The 19,420-nt window shown below is 68.1% G+C and carries 18 protein-coding genes; 9 read left to right on the top strand and 9 right to left on the bottom strand.

What is annotated here, in order from left to right:
* Nucleotides 1-481: 481 nt before the first annotated feature.
* From O9344_RS15465 to O9344_RS15445, 5 genes are all read left to right on the top strand, one after another.
* Nucleotides 482-832, top strand: a complete 351-nt coding sequence (locus O9344_RS15465; RefSeq protein ID WP_298479168.1) for a hypothetical protein — start codon at nt 482-484, stop codon at nt 830-832.
* 103 nt (nt 833-935) lie between these two features.
* The gene (eda, locus tag O9344_RS15460; protein WP_298479167.1) at nt 936-1,565 is read left to right on the top strand and encodes a bifunctional 4-hydroxy-2-oxoglutarate aldolase/2-dehydro-3-deoxy-phosphogluconate aldolase; all 630 of its coding nucleotides are present in this window, start codon (nt 936-938) and stop codon (nt 1,563-1,565) included.
* 96 nt (nt 1,566-1,661) lie between these two features.
* Nucleotides 1,662-2,639 carry a tellurite resistance TerB family protein gene (locus O9344_RS15455; RefSeq protein ID WP_298479165.1) on the top strand — a complete coding sequence of 326 codons (978 nt, stop codon included), beginning with the start codon at nt 1,662-1,664 and terminating at the stop codon, nt 2,637-2,639.
* 110 nt (nt 2,640-2,749) lie between these two features.
* Complete coding sequence (locus O9344_RS15450) at nt 2,750-3,304, top strand: permease (protein WP_298479163.1); 555 nt, start codon at nt 2,750-2,752, stop codon at nt 3,302-3,304.
* Nucleotides 3,301-3,804 (top strand): hypothetical protein, encoded by a 504-nt coding sequence (locus O9344_RS15445; protein WP_298479162.1) that lies wholly within the window; start codon nt 3,301-3,303, stop codon nt 3,802-3,804. Before O9344_RS15450 ends, O9344_RS15445 begins: the two co-directional genes overlap by 4 nt.
* 15 nt (nt 3,805-3,819) lie before the next feature.
* Here the strand turns inward: O9344_RS15445 and O9344_RS15440 are convergent, their stop codons facing one another.
* Genes O9344_RS15440 through O9344_RS15430 form a run of 3 tightly spaced genes read right to left on the bottom strand, consistent with a single transcriptional unit; the run spans nt 3,820 to nt 5,690 of the window.
* Nucleotides 3,820-5,001 (bottom strand): pyridoxal phosphate-dependent aminotransferase, encoded by a 1,182-nt coding sequence (locus tag O9344_RS15440; RefSeq protein WP_298479161.1) that lies wholly within the window; start codon nt 4,999-5,001, stop codon nt 3,820-3,822.
* A 30-nt stretch (nt 5,002-5,031) separates the two neighbouring features.
* The gene (locus O9344_RS15435) at nt 5,032-5,421 is read right to left on the bottom strand and encodes a type II toxin-antitoxin system VapC family toxin (RefSeq protein WP_298479160.1); all 390 of its coding nucleotides are present in this window, start codon (nt 5,419-5,421) and stop codon (nt 5,032-5,034) included.
* Complete coding sequence (locus O9344_RS15430; protein ID WP_298479159.1) at nt 5,418-5,690, bottom strand: type II toxin-antitoxin system VapB family antitoxin; 273 nt, start codon at nt 5,688-5,690, stop codon at nt 5,418-5,420. The genes O9344_RS15435 and O9344_RS15430 overlap by 4 nt, the downstream gene beginning before the upstream one ends.
* A gap of 180 nt (nt 5,691-5,870) precedes the next feature.
* On the opposite strand from O9344_RS15430, the gene O9344_RS15425 reads away from it, so the two are divergent.
* The 3 genes from O9344_RS15425 to O9344_RS15415 all read left to right on the top strand — a co-directional run bounded on the left by O9344_RS15425 (nt 5,871) and on the right by O9344_RS15415 (nt 9,769).
* Complete coding sequence (locus tag O9344_RS15425) at nt 5,871-7,673, top strand: IlvD/Edd family dehydratase (RefSeq protein ID WP_298479158.1); 1,803 nt, start codon at nt 5,871-5,873, stop codon at nt 7,671-7,673.
* Nucleotides 7,674-7,774: 101 nt separating this feature from the next.
* Nucleotides 7,775-8,608 carry an isocitrate lyase/phosphoenolpyruvate mutase family protein gene (locus O9344_RS15420; protein ID WP_298479157.1) on the top strand — a complete coding sequence of 278 codons (834 nt, stop codon included), beginning with the start codon at nt 7,775-7,777 and terminating at the stop codon, nt 8,606-8,608.
* A gap of 12 nt (nt 8,609-8,620) precedes the next feature.
* Nucleotides 8,621-9,769, top strand: coding sequence for a GNAT family N-acetyltransferase (locus O9344_RS15415; RefSeq protein ID WP_298479156.1), 1,149 nt, complete (start codon nt 8,621-8,623; stop codon nt 9,767-9,769).
* Between the two features lie 13 nt (nt 9,770-9,782).
* On the opposite strand, the gene O9344_RS15410 is transcribed toward O9344_RS15415, so the two are convergent.
* From O9344_RS15410 to otnK, 6 genes are all read right to left on the bottom strand, one after another.
* Nucleotides 9,783-10,016 (bottom strand): hypothetical protein, encoded by a 234-nt coding sequence (locus tag O9344_RS15410; protein WP_298479155.1) that lies wholly within the window; start codon nt 10,014-10,016, stop codon nt 9,783-9,785.
* 88 nt (nt 10,017-10,104) lie between these two features.
* Nucleotides 10,105-11,232 (bottom strand): serine hydrolase, encoded by a 1,128-nt coding sequence (locus O9344_RS15405; RefSeq protein WP_298479154.1) that lies wholly within the window; start codon nt 11,230-11,232, stop codon nt 10,105-10,107.
* A 106-nt stretch (nt 11,233-11,338) separates the two neighbouring features.
* Nucleotides 11,339-14,866 carry an indolepyruvate ferredoxin oxidoreductase family protein gene (locus O9344_RS15400; protein WP_298479153.1) on the bottom strand — a complete coding sequence of 1,176 codons (3,528 nt, stop codon included), beginning with the start codon at nt 14,864-14,866 and terminating at the stop codon, nt 11,339-11,341.
* 210 nt (nt 14,867-15,076) lie between these two features.
* Nucleotides 15,077-15,862 (bottom strand): TIM barrel protein, encoded by a 786-nt coding sequence (locus O9344_RS15395; RefSeq protein ID WP_298479152.1) that lies wholly within the window; start codon nt 15,860-15,862, stop codon nt 15,077-15,079.
* Between the two features lie 7 nt (nt 15,863-15,869).
* Nucleotides 15,870-16,514 carry an aldolase gene (locus tag O9344_RS15390; RefSeq protein ID WP_298479151.1) on the bottom strand — a complete coding sequence of 215 codons (645 nt, stop codon included), beginning with the start codon at nt 16,512-16,514 and terminating at the stop codon, nt 15,870-15,872.
* A gap of 12 nt (nt 16,515-16,526) precedes the next feature.
* The gene (gene otnK, locus O9344_RS15385) at nt 16,527-17,786 is read right to left on the bottom strand and encodes a 3-oxo-tetronate kinase (RefSeq protein ID WP_298479150.1); all 1,260 of its coding nucleotides are present in this window, start codon (nt 17,784-17,786) and stop codon (nt 16,527-16,529) included.
* A 281-nt stretch (nt 17,787-18,067) separates the two neighbouring features.
* Here otnK and O9344_RS15380 point away from each other — a divergent pair, with 281 nt between their 5' ends.
* Nucleotides 18,068-19,411: a flagellar hook-length control protein FliK gene (locus O9344_RS15380; RefSeq protein WP_298479149.1), complete on the top strand. Its 1,344-nt coding sequence runs from the start codon at nt 18,068-18,070 to the stop codon at nt 19,409-19,411.
* The last annotated feature ends 9 nt before the right edge of the window (nt 19,412-19,420 follow it).

Raw genomic sequence — 19,420 nt, 5'->3', positions numbered from 1 at the left:
CCGCGGGCGTACGACGCCGGCGAACTTCTCGGCCCGTCAGGACCTCACTCTTCGCATTGTGACCAGTCATAATACCGACATTACTCCTACCTCTTAGCAAAGTGGGAGACCCTGTCCGGGCACTTAAGGGGCTAATTCATGGCCTGCCATGGCGAGCGCTCCATTGACCAATAGCCGTTCGGCGTTGTCGGCGCGCGCCGTCCCGCCCAGGCAAAGCGCAATCAGGCCGGTCGCGACGTAGTGCTTCACGGTGCATCCTCCCAAGCCGGGGCCTTACGCAACGGCATTTAGACCCGTCAAGCTGATGGCCGCCGCCTATCCTGATCCGCTCTTCCGTAAGAGTACGGATGGAGACAGCGGCGGGGCCTAACATGGCGTGGCCGAGGGGGAGGGCCAGAGAGGGGGTAGCAACCGGGCGTGATGGTATTTTGGATGGTATCCTACCATCTGGCATCCGCAAGAAATCAGCATTCATACGGGTTTGCGAGGTGCATTATGCTACCTCAGCCAGCTGCGCTACCGGACCCATCTCGCCGCGCGCCCCGACCTGCCGCGCGACCGCGATCCAGCCCTCTTCGCCTCGCTGTCCGAGGTCGTCGGACGGCCGGTCAACGAATATGCTTTTGGCGACATCCCGGCCCTCGACCGCACGCTGAGGGCCGTCATGGCCTATGATCAGGCGAACCCGGATCGCTTCACCTCGCCGACCGAATTCCCGCAGGCGAGCCGCACGGTGCGCACCGGCATGGAGCAATTCCGCGCGCAGATCCTTGCCCAGCGGGAGACGATCCGGACCCAGCGCCAGGCGAACGGCTTGGCCAACCGCAACTGAGCATCCCGGGCTGGTTCGCAAGCCCGGTGCCGCTTCTTGGTCAGCCCGTCTTTCCGACCCCCTCCATGCGGTGCTAGGTATCTTCCATACCAGTGAGACCGCCATGCTCCCCGACGCCCGCCCCCTGCTCGCCGCCGCCCCCGTCATCCCGGTCCTCACCATCAAGGATGCCAGCGTGGCGGTGCCGCTGGCCCGGGCGCTGGTCGCCGGTGGCCTGCCGGTCATCGAGGTGACGCTGCGCACGCCGCAGGCGCTTTCCGCCCTTCGCGAGATCGCCCGCGAGGTGCCGGAGGCAGTGGTCGGCGCCGGCACCATCACCCGCATCGACGATATCCAGGTCGCGACCGCCGCCGGGGCGCGGTTCCTCGTCTCGCCGGGCACGCCGGCCGAGCTCGCGGTGGGCCTTGCCACCTGCCCGGTGCCGGTGTTGCCGGGCTGCGCCACGGTGACGGAGGCGATGGCGCTCGCCGCCCGCGGCTTCACCGCCCTGAAGTTCTTCCCCGCCGAGCCCTCGGGCGGCGCTGCCTTCCTGAAGAGCCTCTCTGGCCCGCTGCCGGGCCTCATCTTCTGCCCCACCGGCGGCATCGACGCCGCCAAGGCGCCCTCCTATCTGGCGCTTGCCAATGTCGGGGCGGTCGGCGGCTCCTGGGTGGTGCCGGACGATGCGCTTGCCAGCGGCGACTTCGCCCGCATCACCCGCCTCGCCGCGGAGGCGCGGGCGCTCAGGCCCTGATCGAAGGCGCGCAGCCCACCTTCGGGGCGCGAACCTGTCGCACTTGTTGTCGCAATTGGCGTGCATACCTCGGGGAGGGGCACACAGGAGGCACCAGTGACCGACATTGCGAAAATTCTCACCTCCGTCCTTTCGGGCGGCACGCAGCAGGGCGGCGGCGGTGGCCTCCTCGGACAGATCGCCGGCATGGCGCAAGGCCAGCGTGGCGGTGCCGGTGGCGGCCTCCTCGGCCAGATCGGCGACGTGCTCCAGCAGGTCCAGACCGGCGCCCAGGGCCGCGGCATTCCCGGCCAGGCCGGCTTTCCCCCTCAGGGCGCGGGCGCCGTGCCCGCCGCTCCGGCCGGGGCTCCGGCGGGCGGCAATCTCCTCGACCAGCTCATGACCTCGCTGCGCGGTGCCCAGGGCCAGGGCGGTGCCGGCGGCATGTTCGGCCAGGCTGCCGATGTGCTGCAGAAGCACGCCGGTGGCTTCGGCGGCGGTGCGGCAGTCGGCACGCTCGCCGGCCTGCTGCTCGGCACCGGTGCTGGGCGCAAGATCGCCGGCACGGCGGTGCAGGTCGGTGGCCTCGCGGCCATTGGCGGCCTCGCCTATGTGGCGCTGCGCAATTTCCAGCAGGGCAAGCCGGTGGTGCAGGGCACGATCAACGACGTGACCTCGCTGCTCGGCATGGGCCAGGCCCCGCAGGGCTATGCCGAGGCCGGCGGCACCATCCAGGACACGGCGGAGATCCTGCTCCGCGCCATGGTGGCGGCGGCCTATTCCGACGGCGAGATGTCGGCGGAGGAGCGCGCCATGATCGTTGGCCAGCTCGACACGATGGGGCTTGGCCAGGCCGAGAAGAGCTTCCTCGACGGGGCGCTCGCCGCACCGGTCAGCATGAAGATCCTCGCGGCCTCCTGCACCACCGACGAGATGAAGGCGCAGGCCTATATCGCCGCCCATCTCGGCATGGAGGTCGACACGGCGGCGGAGGCGCAGTTCCTGCGCGACTTCGCGGCGACGCTCGGCCTTGAGCCCTCACTCGTCGCCCATCTCGACCAGGCCGCGGCGGAGGCCAAGGCGGCGCGCGCCTGACGGGCGCGTTCCTGCACGCCTGATCCGCCCTCGCGCCGGTTCCGGCGCGGGGGCGTCGCGTCTAGGGTGATGCTGTCGTCCTCGGCATTCGCATCGCCCCGGCCATCTGCTTGTCAGCCTCAGACCCGCCTCCCCAGAAGCCGCGCAGCCTCATCGACGGCTCGACGCTGTTCGTCCTTGCGCTGGTCATCGCGGGCGCTGTGATCGTCTTCCGCCGGGAGGGCATCCCGGGCCTCACCCACATTCTCGCCGAGGATTCCTGGCTTTTCCTCGACATCCTGCCGAAGGTGCTGGCCGGCTGCCTCATCGGGGCCTTCGTCGCGGCCGTGCTGCCGCGCGAGTTCGTCTCGCGCTGGATCGGCGCCGGTTCCGGGCTCACCGGCCTCGTCATCGCCACGGCAGTGGGGGCGATCATGCCGGGCGGACCCTTCACCATCTATCCGCTGGCCGGCGCGCTGCTGGCCATCGGCGCGGGCGTCGGGCCGGCGGTCGCCTTCGTCACCAGCTGGACGCTGATCGGCCTCAACCGCGCGATCATCTGGGAGGCGCCGTTCCTCGGCGTCGATTTCGTCACGACGCGGATGATCGTCTCGCTGCCGCTGCCGATCCTCGCCGGGCTCGGCGCGCACTGGCTCGCCCGCATCGTGCCGGGAGGGCCGCGATGAGCGCCACCCTCGCCGTGACCCTGTCGCTGTGGGTGATCGCGGCGGTGCTGGCGCTGTTCGCCTGGCGCAAGGGGCCGGAGGTCGCGGCGGAGGCGGCGCGCCACGGCGTCCTCGATTTCCTCTACCTCATCCCCCGCCTCGCCATCGGCGTGATCGGCTCGGGTTTCCTCGCGGCGCTGCTGCCGCAGGACGTGGTGCGGTCCTGGCTCGGGCCGGATTCCGGCCTGACGGGCCTGCTGCTCGCCACCCTCGCAGGGGCGCTCACCCCCGGCGGGCCGGTCATCGGCTTTGCCATCGGCGCGACCGCGCTGAAGAGCGGCGCGGGCTATCTCGCGGTCATGACCTATGTGACGGCCTGGGCGCTCTTCGCCTTCCAGCGGCTCATCGTCTGGGAGCTGCCGGTGATGCCGACGCGGGTCGTGTGGCTGCGGGTCGCCGCCTCGCTGCCGTTGCCGATCCTCACCGCCTGGGGCGTGATGCTGCTGACCGGGCGGGGGTAGGGCGGGCGGTCAGCCTCAGCTGTTCCGCCGCTCGAGGAAACCCTTCATCCGGTCGAGCGCCTTCAGAATGTTCTCCGCCGAATTGGCATAGGACAGGCGAATGTAGCCCTCGCCATGGACGCCGAAGTCCGGCCCGCCGATGGTCGCGACGCCGGCATCTTCCAGCAGAGCCGAGGCGAGCGGCTTCGCCTTCCAGCCGGTCTCCTTGATGTTGGGGAAGGCGTAGAAGGCGCCCTTCGGCACGATGCAGGAGACGCCGGGCAGCTTGTTCAGCCCCTCGACCACCAGCTTCCGGCGGGCGTCGAACTCGGCGACCATTTTGCCCACTGCGTCCTGCGGGCCGGTGAGGGCTTCCAGCGCGGCGAATTGCGAAGGGGCGTTGACGCAGGAGAAGGAGTTCACGGCGAGCTTGCGGGCATATTCGTAGAGCTTGCCCGGCCAGACCGAGTAGCCAAGACGCCAGCCGGTCATGGCATAGGTCTTCGACCAGCCATTGAGCAGGATCGTCCGGTCGCGGATGGAGGGGTAGGAGAGGAGGCAGACATGCTCCTCGCCGTCATAGACCATCTGGTCGTAGATCTCGTCGGACATGATGGCGACGTCGGGGAAGCGCTCCATCCCCTTCACCAGCTTGTCGATCTCGGCCTTGGGCGTGACGCCGCCGGTCGGATTGGCGGGTGAATTGACGATGACGAGGCGGGTGTTCGGCGTGATCAGCGACAGGAGCTCGTCGGCGGAGAAGGCGAAGCCGTTCTCCTCGCGGATCGGCACGGGGATCGGCGTCGCGCCGGTATACTCGATCATCGAGCGGTAGATGGGAAAGCCCGGGTCCGGATAGAGGATCTCCGCGCCCGGCTCGCCGAACATCAGGATCGCCATGAACATGGTGACCTTGCCGCCGGGGACGATCATCACCTCTTCCGGCGAGACCGAGACCTTGAAGCGGCGGTCGAGATCGGCGGCCACCGCCTCGCGCAGGGGCAGGATGCCGTTGGCCGGGGTGTAGCCGTGATGGCCGTCGCGGATCGCCTTGATCGCCGCCTCGGTGATGTTCTGCGGCGTCGCGAAATCCGGCTGGCCGATGCCGAGATTGATGACGTCCTTGCCGGCGCGCATCAGCGCGGTGGCGCGGGCGAGGACGGCGAAGGCGTTCTCCTCGCCGATACGGTCGAAATTGGCGACGGTCTTGAGGGTCATGGAGCGTTTCCGGATGGCGTCACGGCCGCGCTAGAGGGCGACCTTCACATCCGTATGCCGGAAGTCGTCGCCCTTGAACAGGAGAGGGCAATCGAGGTGCATCGCGGTCGCATAGCTGATGCAGTCGCCGAAGTTGAGCGCGGCCGGATGGCCGGTTCCGCGGCCATAGCGGACAAAGGCGTCGCCGGCGATGCGGGCGATAGGCTCGTCAAGGGGGATGAAGGTCATGGTCGATGCAGCGATGATGGCGTCGAGCTCGCCGCGTCCCAGTTTGAGGCCATAGGCGACCATAGCAGCTTCCAGATAGACCGACGCGGGGATGCCGATCGGCCTTGCCTCTGCGATCGCACGCCGGAACACGAGAGAGTCAGGCTCAACCTTCAAGATCGCGATCAGAGCCGACGTGTCGCAGACGATCATTTTGGCAGGCCGAACTCATCATACATGTCGTCCTCGATGGCTTTCATCGCGGTCCGGTCGGCGTCTGTGATCGTCGCGCGAATACGCTGCGTGATCTCATCGAGAGCCTTCAACCGGCGATCAACCTCTTCGGGTGGCAGCGTGTCCGCCGGCATGTTGTCAGCGGTTTCAACGGCCCAAGTGATGACGGCTGTCGGCCCCAAGCCTCGCCGGCGGCCGATCCGTTTGATCCGCTCTTCCAAGGCCTTGTTCCGAACCGTGATGGCCATGGTACATCCTCCGGAAGCATATGCTTCCGCAGCATATCACATATCCTCCGTCCCCGCATGTCGCCTCCGTCGCTTTTGCCGTTGCAATCGGCGGAGACGCGCGCTCAAATCGCGGAAACGACGACGCGGCAAGCAGTTCAATCGATTGAACGCTTCGCAGCGCAACATGGGAGGAAGGGCATGGCCCGCCGCAAGATGAAGCCCCAGAACCTGCGTTCGCGGCAGTGGTTCGACAATCCGGAAAATCCGGGCATGACCGCGATCTATCTGGAGCGCACGGTCAACTGGGGCCTCACCGTCGAGGAACTCCGCTCGGGCCGGCCGATCATCGGCATCGCCCAGACGGGATCGGATATCTCGCCCTGCAACCGCCATCACATCGAGCTTGCCCAGCGCGTCAAGGACGGAATCCGCGATGCCGGCGGCATTCCGCTGGAATTCCCGGTCCACCAGATCCAGGAGACGCTGAAGCGTCCGACCGCCGCGCTCGACCGGAACCTGCAGTACCTGTCGCTGGTCGAGATCCTCTACGGCTATCCGATGGATGGCGTGGTGCTGATGTCCGGCTGCGACAAGACCATGCCGGCCCTCGTCATGGGCGCCGCCACCGTCAACATCCCCGCCATCGTGCTCTCCGGCGGGCCGATGCTGAACGGCTGGTGGAACGGCAAGCGGGCCGGCTCCGGCACTGTCGTCTGGGAGGCGCGCAAGCTCCAGGCCGACGGCACCATCACCTATGACGAGTTCATCGATGTGGTGACGAAGTCGGCGCCGTCCATCGGCCATTGCAACACGATGGGCACGGCCTCGACCATGAATGCGCTGGCCGAGGCGCTGGGCATGTCGCTGCCCTCCTGCGCCGCCATCCCCGCGCCCTATCGCGAGCGCGGCCAGATCGCCTTCGCCACCGGCAAGCGCATCGTCGACATGGTCTGGGAAGACCTGAAGCCCTCCGACATTCTCACCCGCAAGGCCTTCGAGAACTGCATCGTGGCAAATTCCGCCATTGGCGGCTCGACCAATGCGCCGATCCACATCAACGCGATTGCCAAGCATATCGGCGTGAAGCTCGACATCCAGGATTGGGAGACGGTCGGCCACGAGGTGCCGCTCATGGTCAACATGCAGCCGGCCGGCGCCTATCTCGGCGAGGAATATTTCCGCGCCGGCGGCCTGCCGGCGGTGATGAACGAGCTGCTCAAGGCCGGCAAGATCCATGGCGATGCGATCACCGCCAATGGCAAGACCATGGGCGAGAACGTCAAGGATGCGGTCATCACCGATCCGGACGTCATCCGCTCCTATGCCAAGCCGCTGGTGAAGGATGCCGGCTTCATCGTGCTGAAGGGCAACCTCTTCGACAGCGCCATCATGAAGACGAGCGTCATCTCCGCCGACTTCCGCAAGCGCTACCTGTCGAACCCGAAGGACCCTGACGCCTTCGAGGGCCGCGCCATCGTCTTCGAGGGGCCCGAGGACTATCACCACCGCATCGACGATCCCGCGCTGAAGATCGACGAGACCTGCATCCTCTTCGTGCGCGGCGTCGGTCCGCTCGGCTATCCCGGCTCGGCGGAGGTGGTGAACATGCAGCCGCCGGCGGCGCTGCTGAAGAAGGGCATCCGCGACCTGCCCTGCATCGGCGACGGTCGCCAGTCCGGCACGTCGGGCTCGCCCTCAATCCTCAACGCCTCGCCGGAGGCGGGCGCCAACGGCGGCCTGGCCGTGCTGAAGACCGGCGACCGGGTACGCATCGACCTGAACAAGCGCTCGGCCAACATCCTCATCTCCGAGGAGGAGTTCGCCGCGCGCATGGTCGAGCTGAAGAAGAATGGCGGCTTCAAGGTGCCGAAGAGTCAGACGCCCTGGCAGGAGATCCAGCGCTCGATGGTGAGCCAGCTCGCCGACGGCATGGTGCTGAAGCCGGCGGTGAAATACCAGAAGATCGCCCAGAAGCGCGGCATTCCCCGCGACAATCACTGACGGTCCCATCGCCTCCGGCGATCCCTACCATCACCAAAACACGATTGTCGCGCGGTCCCGGCCGCGCGACTTTTGCATTCCGGGCCTTAGGGGGACCAGCCATGGATGCCTTACCGCAACGCGCCGTCTTCCGCCGCCTGCACGAGAGCGGTTGCTTCGTCATTCCCAATCCCTGGGACATCGGCACGGCGATGATGCTGAAGCATCTCGGCTTCAAGGCACTGGCCACGACGTCCTCGGGCTTCTCGTTTTCCCGCGGCCTCCCCGACACGGACTGGGCGGTGCCGCGCGACATGGCGCTCGCCCATATCGCCGAGATCGTGCGGGCGACGGACCTGCCGGTGAATGCCGATTTCGAATCCGGCTATGCGCGCGATCCCGAAGGGGTCGCCGAGAGCTGCCGGCTCTGCGCGGCCACCGGGGTCGCCGGCCTCTCCATCGAGGACCACGGCGACACGGCGGAGGAGGTGATCTATCCCTTCGACCTCGCGGTGGACCGCATCCGCGCCGCCGCCGAGGCGCTGAAGGGCACCGACGTCCTGCTGACGGCGCGCTGCGAGGCGCATCTCTTCGGCCTGCCCGATGCGCAGGCGACCGTGTTGAAGCGCCTCGTTGCCTATGCGGCGGCGGGCGCCGACGTGCTCTATGCACCAGGCCTGAGGACGCCGGAGCAGATCCGCGAGGTGGTGGCGGCGGTGGCGCCGAAGCCGGTCAACGTGCTGATCTCGGCGCCCATCGGCCTCACCGTGGCGGATGCCGCCGCGCTCGGCGTGCGCCGCATCTCCGTCGGCTCGGCGCTGGCGCGCGCCGCCTGGGGCGGCTTCCTGAAGGCTGCCCGCGAACTCGCGAGCGAGGGGAGCTTCGACGCGCTGGCGACGGCCGAGCCCTTCGGCGCCCTCAACGGCTTCTTCCGCACCCATCATCCCCAGTCCTGACCGGAGCATCCCTTGAGCGCGCCCACATTCGGCTTCGCCGTCGACACGACGCCGGCGCCCCGCCCGACCCATGTCGTCCTCGAGGGGCGATACTGCCGCCTGCGCCCGCTCGACCCGGCCCGCGACTCGGATGGCCTCTACGCCCTGTCGCATGGGCCGGAGGCGGCCTGGCAATGGGCCTATCTCTTCTCCGGTCCCTATGCCCAGAAGGCCGATTTCGACGCCCATGTCCGCAGCATCGCGGCCGGCACGACCGATCCTGTCTATTGGGCGATCACCGACCTGACCGACCGTGCCATCGGCTGGCTGTCGCTGATGCGCATCGACACGACGCACCGGGTCATCGAGGTCGGCTCGATCCTCTACACCCCCGCCCTGCAGCGCACCCCGGCGGCGACCGAGGCGCAGTTCCTGCTGATGCGATACGTCTTCGAGACGCTGGGCTATCGCCGCTATGAGTGGAAGTGCAACGACCTCAACGAGCCGTCGAAAAAGGCGGCTCTGCGCTTCGGCTTCACCTTCGAGGGCCTGTTCCGCCAGCACATGATCGCCAAGGGCGCGAACCGGGATACGGCGTGGTACTCGATGCTTGACTGCGAATGGCCGCAGCGCCGCCTCGCCTTCACGCGCTGGCTCTCGCCCGCGAATTTCGACGCCGACGGCCGGCAGAAGGTGAGCCTCGCGGTGATGAACGCGACGACGGCTGAGGAGGGCGGCCTGACGCTCCGCCGCGCCACCTTGCGCGATGTACCGGCGATCGCCGCGCTGAAGGAGGCCGCCTACCTGCCCAATGAGGCGCTGACCGGCACGGTCTCCTTCCCGCGCATGGTGGACTATGCGGACGCAATGGCGACGCAGGAGATCTGGGTGGCGGAGGAGGACGGGGACCTTGCCGCCTGCGCGGTCATCGCGATGGTGGAGGAACCGGTGATCGTTTCGCTCGCCGTGCATCCGCGCCATCATGGCAAGCGCTATGGCGATGCCATCCTCGGCTTCTCCGAGCGGCGGCTGCGCGATCTCGGCGCGGCTTTCGTGACGCTCTACACCAATGCCAAGCTGACGCAGCGGATCGACTGGTATGGGCGGCGGGGTTTCCTGCGCACCGACGTCAAGGACCTGGAGGACCGCAAGGTCCAGTACATGCGCAAGGATTACGCCTGAGCTGTCGCTGCCCTCAGCGGAAGGGTTCGGCGCGATAGGCCGAGCGCAGGAAGGCGATGGTCGCGAGAATGCCAAGGCCGACCCCGACCACCGTCGAGACGAGGACCGCCTGATCGCCGAGCTTCATCAGGCTGGCAATGGCCCAGCCGGTTGCGCCGCCGGCACCCACAGCCTCGGAACCGACGATGATCGTCGCGCCGAGCACGTTGGCGACATTGGTCCAGTTCAACGATCCGCCAGAGGCCATCAGAGTTCCCGTCCGCGGTGATGTGTCGCGTCTTGTCGCCTGAAATGGCGCGCCGATCAAGCTGCGGCAAGGGGGTAGGGGTTCGCCTCTAGGCCAGCGCTCCCATCACATGGCCAAAGAAGGCGTTGAACTTCGTCTGGTCCGCCCAGCGGCCGACCACGACGAGGTCGTTCTCGGGCTCCACCCAGATGATGTTCGAGCCGGCGCCCAGCGCGAAGACGCTGCGCTCGGTGGCGTTGGGATAGCGCGCCTTGCCGCGGTTCAGCCACCAGAGGAAGCCGTAATCGGGATTGGTGGCGGAGGGCGCCAGCATGTCAGCGATATAGGCCTTCGACAGGAGCTGGCGGCCGCCCCATGCGCCCTGCCGGCCGATCAGCAGGCCGAGGCGGGCATGGTCGAGGGCGGAGATGAAGATGCCGCCGCCCCAATGGGCGCCGCCGGGCACGGACTGGGCCTTGCGACCGCCGCCGAGATCCACCCAGGAATTCTCGTAGCCGTGCCAGCGCCAGGTGTCGGAGGCGCCGATAGGATCCATGATCCGCTCCTTCAGCACTTCGGGCAGGGCGCGCCCGAAGCGGCGCAGCAGCGCGTAGGAGAGGACGTTCACCCGGACGTCGTTGTACTCGTAGAAGGTCCCCGGCTCGCGCAGATCGCGCTTCTCGCCCTTGCGGCTGTTGTCGGCGCCGGCGCCGATCTGGCGGTTGTGATCGACCTGGTCGGACTTGTCGAAGATCACGCCCTCCCATTCGCTCGCCTGGGTGAGCAGGTGGCGCCAGGTAATTTTCGCATTGTGGGCAGAGGCGAAATGCGGGCCGTCGACGGTTTTCGCCACCGGGTCGTCGAGGCGGATCAGGCCGTCATCGACGGCAAGGCCCGCCAGCACCGCGAGATAGCTCTTGGCGATGGAGAAGGTCATGTCGACGCGGGCGACATCGCCCCAGCTGGCGGCGATGCGGCCGCCCTTGATGATGACACCGGCGGGTTTCCCGCGCGGGATCACCGGGCCGACGATGGCGCTCCAGGGGCCGGTCTCGTTCCACTCGACGATGCCGACATAGCGCCCGTCGGGATAGTAGAGGCTCATCGGCCAGGGGCTCTCGGCACCCTCGGCAAAGGTGGTCGCCGCAGCGAGCTTCTCAGGGTTGAAGCCGGCCTCGGCGGGGGTGATGGTCTTCCAGCCGCTGGCGACGGGCGAGGGGATGAAGGGCGAGGTCATGGCAGGGTCCGTCCGAGACGCGGGGAGTTTGTCTCTGCCATGAAACAGGGGTGCGGGATAGGCGGCGGATGGGGCCAGGCCCTGCGGGGAGAGCGTGGACGCCGCCTCACTCCGCAGCGAGCTTCGCCTCTGGCTTCGCGCCCGACCGGAATTCGGCGAGCAGCGCGGCCTCTTCCTTCCGGGCGACATCGAGATGGCGCGCCTTCACATGGCCGAAGCCGCGGATCTTCTCAGGCATCGCGGCGAGGCCCACGGCGAGCGCGTGGTTGTCGGGCGTCAGCTTCGCCAAGATCTCGGCGACCAGCGCCTCGTAGTCGCGGATGAGCTGCCGCTCGGTCTTCCTCTCCTCGGTATAGCCGAAGATGTCGAAGGCGGTGCCGCGCAGGCCCTTCAGCGCCGCGAGGACGCGGAACGCCTTCATCATCCACGGCCCGAAGCTCATCTTGCGGGGACGGCCGCCATCGTCGGGGCGGGCGAGCAGCGGCGGGGCGAGGTGGAACTCGAAGCGCAGGTCCTTGCCGTCGAAGGTTTTCGCGACCTGCTTGAGGAAATTGCCGTCGGTATAGAGCCGGGCGACCTCGTACTCGTCCTTGTAGGCCATGAGTTTGTAGAGGAAGCGGGCGACCGCCTCGGTGAGGCCCTGCTTGCCCGGGGCCTTCTCGGCCTCGGCCTTTCGCACGGTCTCGACGAGGCCGGCATAGCGCGCCGCATAAGCCGCGTTCTGGTAGCGGGTGAGCTGGTCGATGCGGCGGGCGATGACCTCGTCCAGATTCTGCGACAGGGTCTCGATGCCGGTCGGCTTCGTCACCGGCGCGACGAGGGCCTCCACCGCCGCGCGATCATGGGCGCAGAGGCGGCCCCAGCGGAAGGCGGTGATGTTCATCTTCACCGCCTCGCCGTTCAGCTCGATCGCCCGCTCGATGGCGGCGGCGGTGAGCGGCAGGCCGCCGATCTGGTAGGCGTAGCCGACGAGGAAGAGGTTGGTGGCAATGGAATTGCCCATCAGCGCCGTGGCGAGGCGCTGGGCATCGACGAGATGCGTCGTCTCGCGGCTGGCATGGCCGATGATCGCCCGCTTCAGGCGTTCCGAGGGCAGCGAGAAATTGGCGTCGCGGGTGAACTGGCCGGGCAGGGTCTCGACCGTGTTCACCACCACCTTGGTGGTCGGCTTCATGGCGGCGAGGGACTTCTTGCCGCCGGCGACGACGATGTCACCGGAGAGCACGAGATCGGCCGAGCCGGCATGGACGCGGATGGAGTGGATGTCCTCCGGCAGGCGGGCGATGCGCATGTGCGAGAAGACCTCGCCGCCCTTCTGGGCGAGGCCCGCCATGTCGATGAGGCCGACGCCCTTCTTCTCGAGGTGGCAGGCCATGCCGAGGATGGCGCCGACCGTGACGATGCCCGTGCCGCCGACGCCCTCGATGAGGACGTTGTAGGTGTGCTCGATGGTGGGGATGACCGGATCGGGCAGGGCGGAGATGTCGGCCTGGACGGCCATGGCCTGGCCCTTCTTCGGCTCGGCGCCATGCACCGTGACGAAGCTCGGGCAGAAGCCCTTCACGCAGGAAAAGTCCTTGTTGCAGGACGACTGGTCGATGGTGCGCTTGCGGCCGAACTCGGTGTCCAGCGGCTGGACCGAGACGCAGTTGGAGGCGACGCCGCAATCGCCGCAGCCCTCGCAGACCGCCTCATTGATGATGACGCGCTTCACCGGGTCCGGGAACGTGCCGCGCTTGCGGCGGCGGCGCTTCTCGGCGGCGCAGGTCTGGTCGTAGATCAGCACCGAGACGCCGCCGACAGCCGCCAGTTCCTTCTGCACGCTGTCGAGATCATCGCGATGGTCGATGGTCGTGCCGGTCGGGAAGGCGATGCCGTGGCCGGCATATTTGTCCGGTTCGTCGGTGACGACGGCGATGCGCGCGACACCCTCGGCGCGCATCTGCGCGGCGATCATCGGCATGGTCAGGCCACCCTCGTGGCGCTGGCCGCCGGTCATGGCCACGGCGTCGTTGAAGAGGATCTTGTAGGTGATGTTCACCTTCGAGGCGACGGCGAAGCGCACCGCCAGCGAGCCCGAATGGTTGTAGGTGCCGTCGCCGATGTTCTGGAAGACATGGCCGCGCTTCGAGAACGGCGCCTCGCCGACCCAGTTGGCGCCCTCGCCGCCCATCTGGGTGAAGCCTTCGGTGTTCCGGTCCATCCACAGCGCCATGTAGTGGCAGCCGATGCCGGCATAGGCCCGCATGCCCTCAGGCACGACGGTGGAGGTGTTGTGCGGGCAGCCCGAGCAGAAATAGGGGATGCGGGTGGCAATCACCGGGGTGGTCTTCAGGACATCCTGCGCGCCTTTGAGGCGGGCAACATTGGCGGCGACCTGGTCGTTGTGGCCGACATGTTTGAGGATCCGCTCGCCGATGCAGATGGCGACGTCGTTGGGGTCGAGGGCGCCATGGACGGGGAAGAGCCATTCGCCCGTCTCGTCCTTCTTGCCGATGACGATGGGCTGGTGCGAGTGGCCGTAGAGCTCCTCGCGCACCTGGACCTCGAGCAGCGCGCGCTTCTCCTCGACGACGATGACGAGGTCGAGGCCGGCGACGAAGGCGCGCAGCTCCGCCGGGTCGAGCGGCCAGGGGCAGGCGATCTTGAACAGGCGCAGGCCGAGATCGTTGGCCTTCACCTCGTCGATGCCGAGCTCGTCGAGAGCCTGGCGGACGTCGAGATAGCTCTTGCCTGTCGTGATGATGCCGATCTTCGGCTGGCGGCCGCCTGAGGTGATGATGCGGTTGAGCTTGTTCGCCTTGATGAAGGCGAGGGCTGCGGCGCGCTTGTACATGTGCAGCCGCATTTCCTGCTCGTGCCGGTCGTCGTTCGGCCGGATGGAGACGCCGCCGGGCGGCATGACGAACTCATCGTCGCCGGGCAGCACGATCTTCACGCGGTCGACCGCACCGTCGACCACGCCGGTCGATTCCACCGTGTCCTTCATGCATTTCAGCGCCGTCCAGACGCCTGAATAGCGCGACATGGCCCAGCCGTAGAGGCCATAGTCGAGGATCTCCTGCGCCCCGGCGGGGTTCAGGATCGGCATCATCACGTCGACGAAGTGGAATTCCGACTGGTGCGCAACGGTGGAGGATTCCGCCGTGTGATCGTCGCCCATGAGGGCGAGGACGCCGCCATTCGGCGAGGTTCCCGCGAGATTGGCGTGGCGGAACACGTCGCCGGAGCGGTCGACGCCCGGGCCCTTGCCGTACCAGACACCGAAGACGCCGTCGAACTTGCCCTCGCCGCGCATCTCGGCCTGCTGGGTGCCCCAGACGGCGGTGGCGGCGAGATCCTCGTTGAGGCCGGGGGTGAAGATGACGTCGCTGGCGAGGAGATTGCGCTGGGCCTTGAAGAAGGCCTGGTCGAGCCCGCCGAGCGGCGAGCCGCGGTAGCCGGAGACGAAGCCGGCGGTGTTGAGCCCGGCGCGGCGGTCGCGCTCCTTCTGCATCAGGGTGAGGCGGACCAGCGCCTGCACGCCGGTGAGGAAGACGCGCTCTTTCGTCAGGTCATATTTGTCGTCGAGCGAGACGTCGTCGAAGCGCAAGCTGTTGGCGAGATCGGCCGAAGCAGGGGGTGCCTTCGCCATCGCGGTCTCCTCATGACCTTCAGGGCTCGGTGAGCCCGGAATCGTCGCGGCTGTTCATCGCCGCTTAGGTCAAGAACGCTGTCATACTGGAATCGTTCTGTCGATTTCGTTCTCGGCAGGGCGGGCGCAACGCTATTGCGTAACGGCTTGAGGCGACAGGTAAAATTGCTGCGCTGCACAATCGCTGTTCGCGCCCGCCAGATAGGCAGGTCAGCCGAGTGTGACGCCCAGCGTCTTCGTCCAGCCAAGGCCCGCATCGGTGTCGCCGCGCGGGCGATATTCGGCGCCGACCCAGCCGTCATAGCCCTGGGCGTCGAGCGCGTGGAAGATGGTGCGGAAGTCGATCTCGCCCTCGTCAGGCTCGGCCCGGCTCGGCACCGCGGCGATCTGGACATGGCCGATATGGGGCCACCAGGCCTTGAGGTTGGTCAGCACGTCGCCCTCGGCGCAGCCGACATGGAAGACGTCGAACATGATCTTGACGTTGGGCTTGGCCACGCGGGCGATGATCTCGCCGGCGCCGCGGAGCGTCGAATAGAAATAGCCGGGCGCGGCGCGCGGGCTCAGCGGCTCCAGAAGCAAGGTGATGCCGTGGGCTGCGGCCTTATCGGCGGCGATCGAGAGGTTCTCGACCCACACGGCGGTGGCGGCGGGCTTCTCCGCCGGACGGACGATGCCGGCCATGGCATGGATCGCCTTGCCGCCCGCCGCGACCTGCCAGGCGATGGCCTGGTCGATGGCGGCCTGGAACTCCGCCTCGCGGCCGGGCAGGGCGCCAAGGCCGTTCTCGCCCTTGGCAACGTCGCCCTTCACCGTGTTGACGCCGAGCATGGTGAGACCCAGCCGATCGCAGGCGGCGCGCACCGCTTTCGGATCGGTGTCGTAGGGCCAGTGCATTTCAACGGCGCGGAAGCCGGCGCGGGCGGCGGCCTCGATCTGGTCGAGGAGCGGCATGCCCTGCCAGAGGAAGCCGAGATTGGCGGAAAAGCGCGGCATGGGCGTCCTATCCCCTGAGTTTGAACGTCGCCTCGAGGTCGGCGATCTCTTGGCTGGCGAGATGGCGCACGGCCATGCCGCGGGTGAGGAGGACGAGGCGGGCCGTCTCCTCCAGCTCTTCCATGGCGAAGACGGCGCTCTCAAGCGATGCGCCGGCAACGACCGGGCCGTGATTGCCGAGGAGGATCGCAGGATGATCCGGCGCCTTGGCGCGGATCAACGGGGCGACATCGGCCGAGCCCGGGCGGGTATAGGGCACGACGGGGACCTTGCCGACGCGCATCACCACATAGGGCGTGATCGGCGGGATGGCGTCGTTGGGGTCGGTGTCAGCGAGGCAGGAGAGGGCGGTGGCGTGGGTGGAATGGAGGTGCACCACCGCGCGCGCCGAGGGGCGCGCCTCGTAGAAGGCGAAGTGCAGCGGCAGTTCCTTGGTCGGCGGATCGCCGCTGATGTGCTGGCCCGCGGCGTCGAGCTTCGACAGCCGGGCGGCGTCGAGGAAGCCGAGGCAGGAATTGGTCGGGGTGAAGAGATAGCCGTCGGCGATGCGGACGCTGAGATTACCGGAGGAGCCCGGCGTCAGGCCGCGGTCGAACAGGGACTTGCCCCAGCGGACGAGGCCCTCGCGGGCGCGCGTTTCCTCATCGCTCATGCGTCACCAAGATCATTGCGCTTCACCCAGTGCGGCCAGCGCCTTGTCGTAGAAATCAATCGCGCCGAAATTGCCGCTCTTCAGCGCGAGGCGGATCGGGCGCGGTCCTTCGGCGGCCAGCGCCGGCACGCCCGGATCGATTTCCGGGCCGATGTGGAAGCGCTCGACCTCAAGCGCGGTGACGACGGCGCCGGAGGTCTCGCCGCCGCCGACCACGAGGCGGGCGACGCCGGCATCGGCGAGGCGCACGGCGAGCTCGCCGAAGAAGCCCTCGATGGCCTCGGCCACCTTGTCCTTGCCGTGGCGCTCCTGCGCGGCCTTCACCTCGGCCGGATCGGCGGAGGAATAGACCATGGGGGCATGGCCGATGCGGCTCATGACATGGTCGAAGGCCTGGTCGACGGACATGGCGCCGCTCATGACGTCATCAGGCAGGACGGCGAGGCCGGGATGCTTCGCGGTATAGGCCTTCACCTGCGCGCGCGACTGGTTGGAGCAGGAGCCCGAGAGCACGGCGGCGGGCCCGTTGCCGGGCGTGAAGCTCGTCCCCGTGGCCGAGAGCAGGCCGCGACGGCGGAAATTGGCGGGCAGACCGAGCGCGATCCCCGATCCGCCGGTGACGAGCTTCGCCCCGTCGATGGCTGCACCGATGGCGACGAGATCGTCGTCGCCGACGGCATCCACAACGGCGAGGCGGCGGCCGGAAGCGGCCTCGGCGCCCAGCGCCGCGCGGATCGCCTCCGCGCCCTGCCGAACGGTCGAGAACGGCACGAGCCCGACCTCGCCCTTCGTCTGGTGTCGCAGCCAGCGGCGAATATCCGGATCGGTCATCGGGGTGAGCGGATGGTTCTGCATCCCGCTCTCGCTCAGCAGCACGCCGTTGACGAAGAGATGGCCGTTGAACAGCGTGCGGCCGGTCGCCGGAAAGACCGGGCAGACGACGGCGACATCGGCGCCGAGCCGCTCGATCAGCGCCTCGGCCACGGGGCCGATATTGCCCTCCTTCGTGGAATCGAAGGTCGAGCAATATTTGAACAGGATCTGCGTTGCGCCCTGTGCGAGGAGCCAGTCGCAAGCCTCGAGCGACTGGCGCACCGCCTCGGCGACGGGGATGGTGCGGCTCTTGAGGGCGACGACGCCGGCCTCGCACCGCGCGGGGGCGGCCTCGTCCGGCACGCCGACGAATTGCATCGTGGCCATGCCGCCCTTCGCCAGGGTGTTGGCGAGGTCGCTCGCGCCGGTGAAGTCGTCCGCGATGCAGCCGAGGAGCATGGATCCGCCCTGATGTGCTTGTCGTTGCGACAGGTCTATCCGGTCGCGCGGTGCCCGGCAATTCTTGCCGCGCAGGGCAGGCTTTTCCACCCGATCTCCTGTGTCGCCTCATCCGGGGCTTTGAAAAATCACGACTTTTAGATGCAGCGGCCTTGGCCCGGGCCTTGCTGAACCTGTCGCAGGTCATTTTGCGTCTCCAGGGGCAGTCCGTGGCAGCGTCGTCGGCACAAGCTCTTTCCTCGTCCCCATCGGCCCCGGCCAGCAGCCGGTCTTCCTCCGCCATGCCGCGGAGCGACGACGGCCGTTCAGCCTTCGCCGAGGCGCTCGATGCGATGGAGCGCCAGTTCGGCGAGCCGGAGCGCGACAGCCGGGTGACGCGGTCGCGGCAGACGCGGCCGACCGCCAATTCCGGCACCGCGGTCGAAGCGAGCAATCCCCAGACCGTCACCGGCCAGCCGGTGCAGGAGCCGACCAACGCCATCCAGGCCGTGAAGACCGGCAGCGAGGGCACCGAGGCGCCGGCCAAGACCGCAACGGCTGACGAAGCCACCACCGACAAGACCGAACCGGTTATCGCCGCTGACGCGAAGCCGACTGACGCGGCGCCGGTCGCGGCGGCCGTCGCGCCGGCTCCGACCGCCCAGCAGCCCGCGACGGGCAAGCCGGAAGGCGAGGCTGTCGTTGAGGCCTCGGCCGCGACGGCCGCCGCTCCCGCCGCCCAGGCCGCGGCAAAGCCCGCCATTGCCGATGCGGCCGCCGCCCAGACCGCCGCCGCACAGGCCGCTGCCGACGGCACCGCGGATGCGCAGGCCGCCGCCCCGGTCGCGGCCACGACACCTGGCGAGGTGACCACCGCAGAGGCGCAGTCGAAGAGCGCCGAGACCGCCCCGAAGACGGCCGATGCGGCGCAGCCGCGGACGACCGAACAGGCCCAGCCTGTCGCCGAGGGCAAGCCGCGCTCTGAAGCCGCCGACAAGGCGTCCAAGGCGGAGCCATCGGCCGCGCCTCGCGGCGAGACCGCCGCCAGCGCGGCAACGGTCGAGCGCAAGGAGCCCCAGGTTCAGGCCGATGCGACGCCGCAGGCGAAGGCCGAAACGCCCCCGCCGCCTACGCCGACACCCGCACCGGCGGCACTGTCCTCCTTCGGCATGGAGGTGGCGCAGAAGGTCGCCGCCCAGACCGCCAGCGCCGGATCGCCGGTGCCGGTCCATGCCCTCGCCGTCACCATCGCGGCACGCGCCTCGCAAGGGGCGACCCGCTTCGACATCCGCCTCGACCCCGCCGAGCTCGGCCGCATCGACGTGCAGCTGACTGTCGATCGCGACGGCCATGTGAAGTCGAAGCTCGTGGTCGAGAAGCAGGAGACCCTCGACCTGCTGCAGCGCGACCAGCGCAATCTCGAACGGGTGCTCACCCAGGCCGGCGTGCAGACCAGCGAGGGCAGCCTCGAATTCTCCTTGAAGGACCAGGGCGGCCAGAGCGCCCGGGACCAGCAGCAGGATCCCCGATCCACCCGCCAGCAGGTGATGATCGAGGATCCCGAGACCATCGCCGCGCTGCAGGCCAGCGCCTCCACCTATGCCCGCGCGGCCGCCCTCAGGGGCGGCGTCGATATCCGGATCTGAAAGGACGCC

Origin of the sequence: Phreatobacter sp. (genome assembly GCF_027532945.1) — a bacterium.
Classification (GTDB): Bacteria; Pseudomonadota; Alphaproteobacteria; order Rhizobiales; family Phreatobacteraceae; genus Phreatobacter.
The sequence above is the reverse complement of the archived record's forward strand: the minus strand, read 5'-3'. Positions and strand labels throughout refer to the sequence as shown.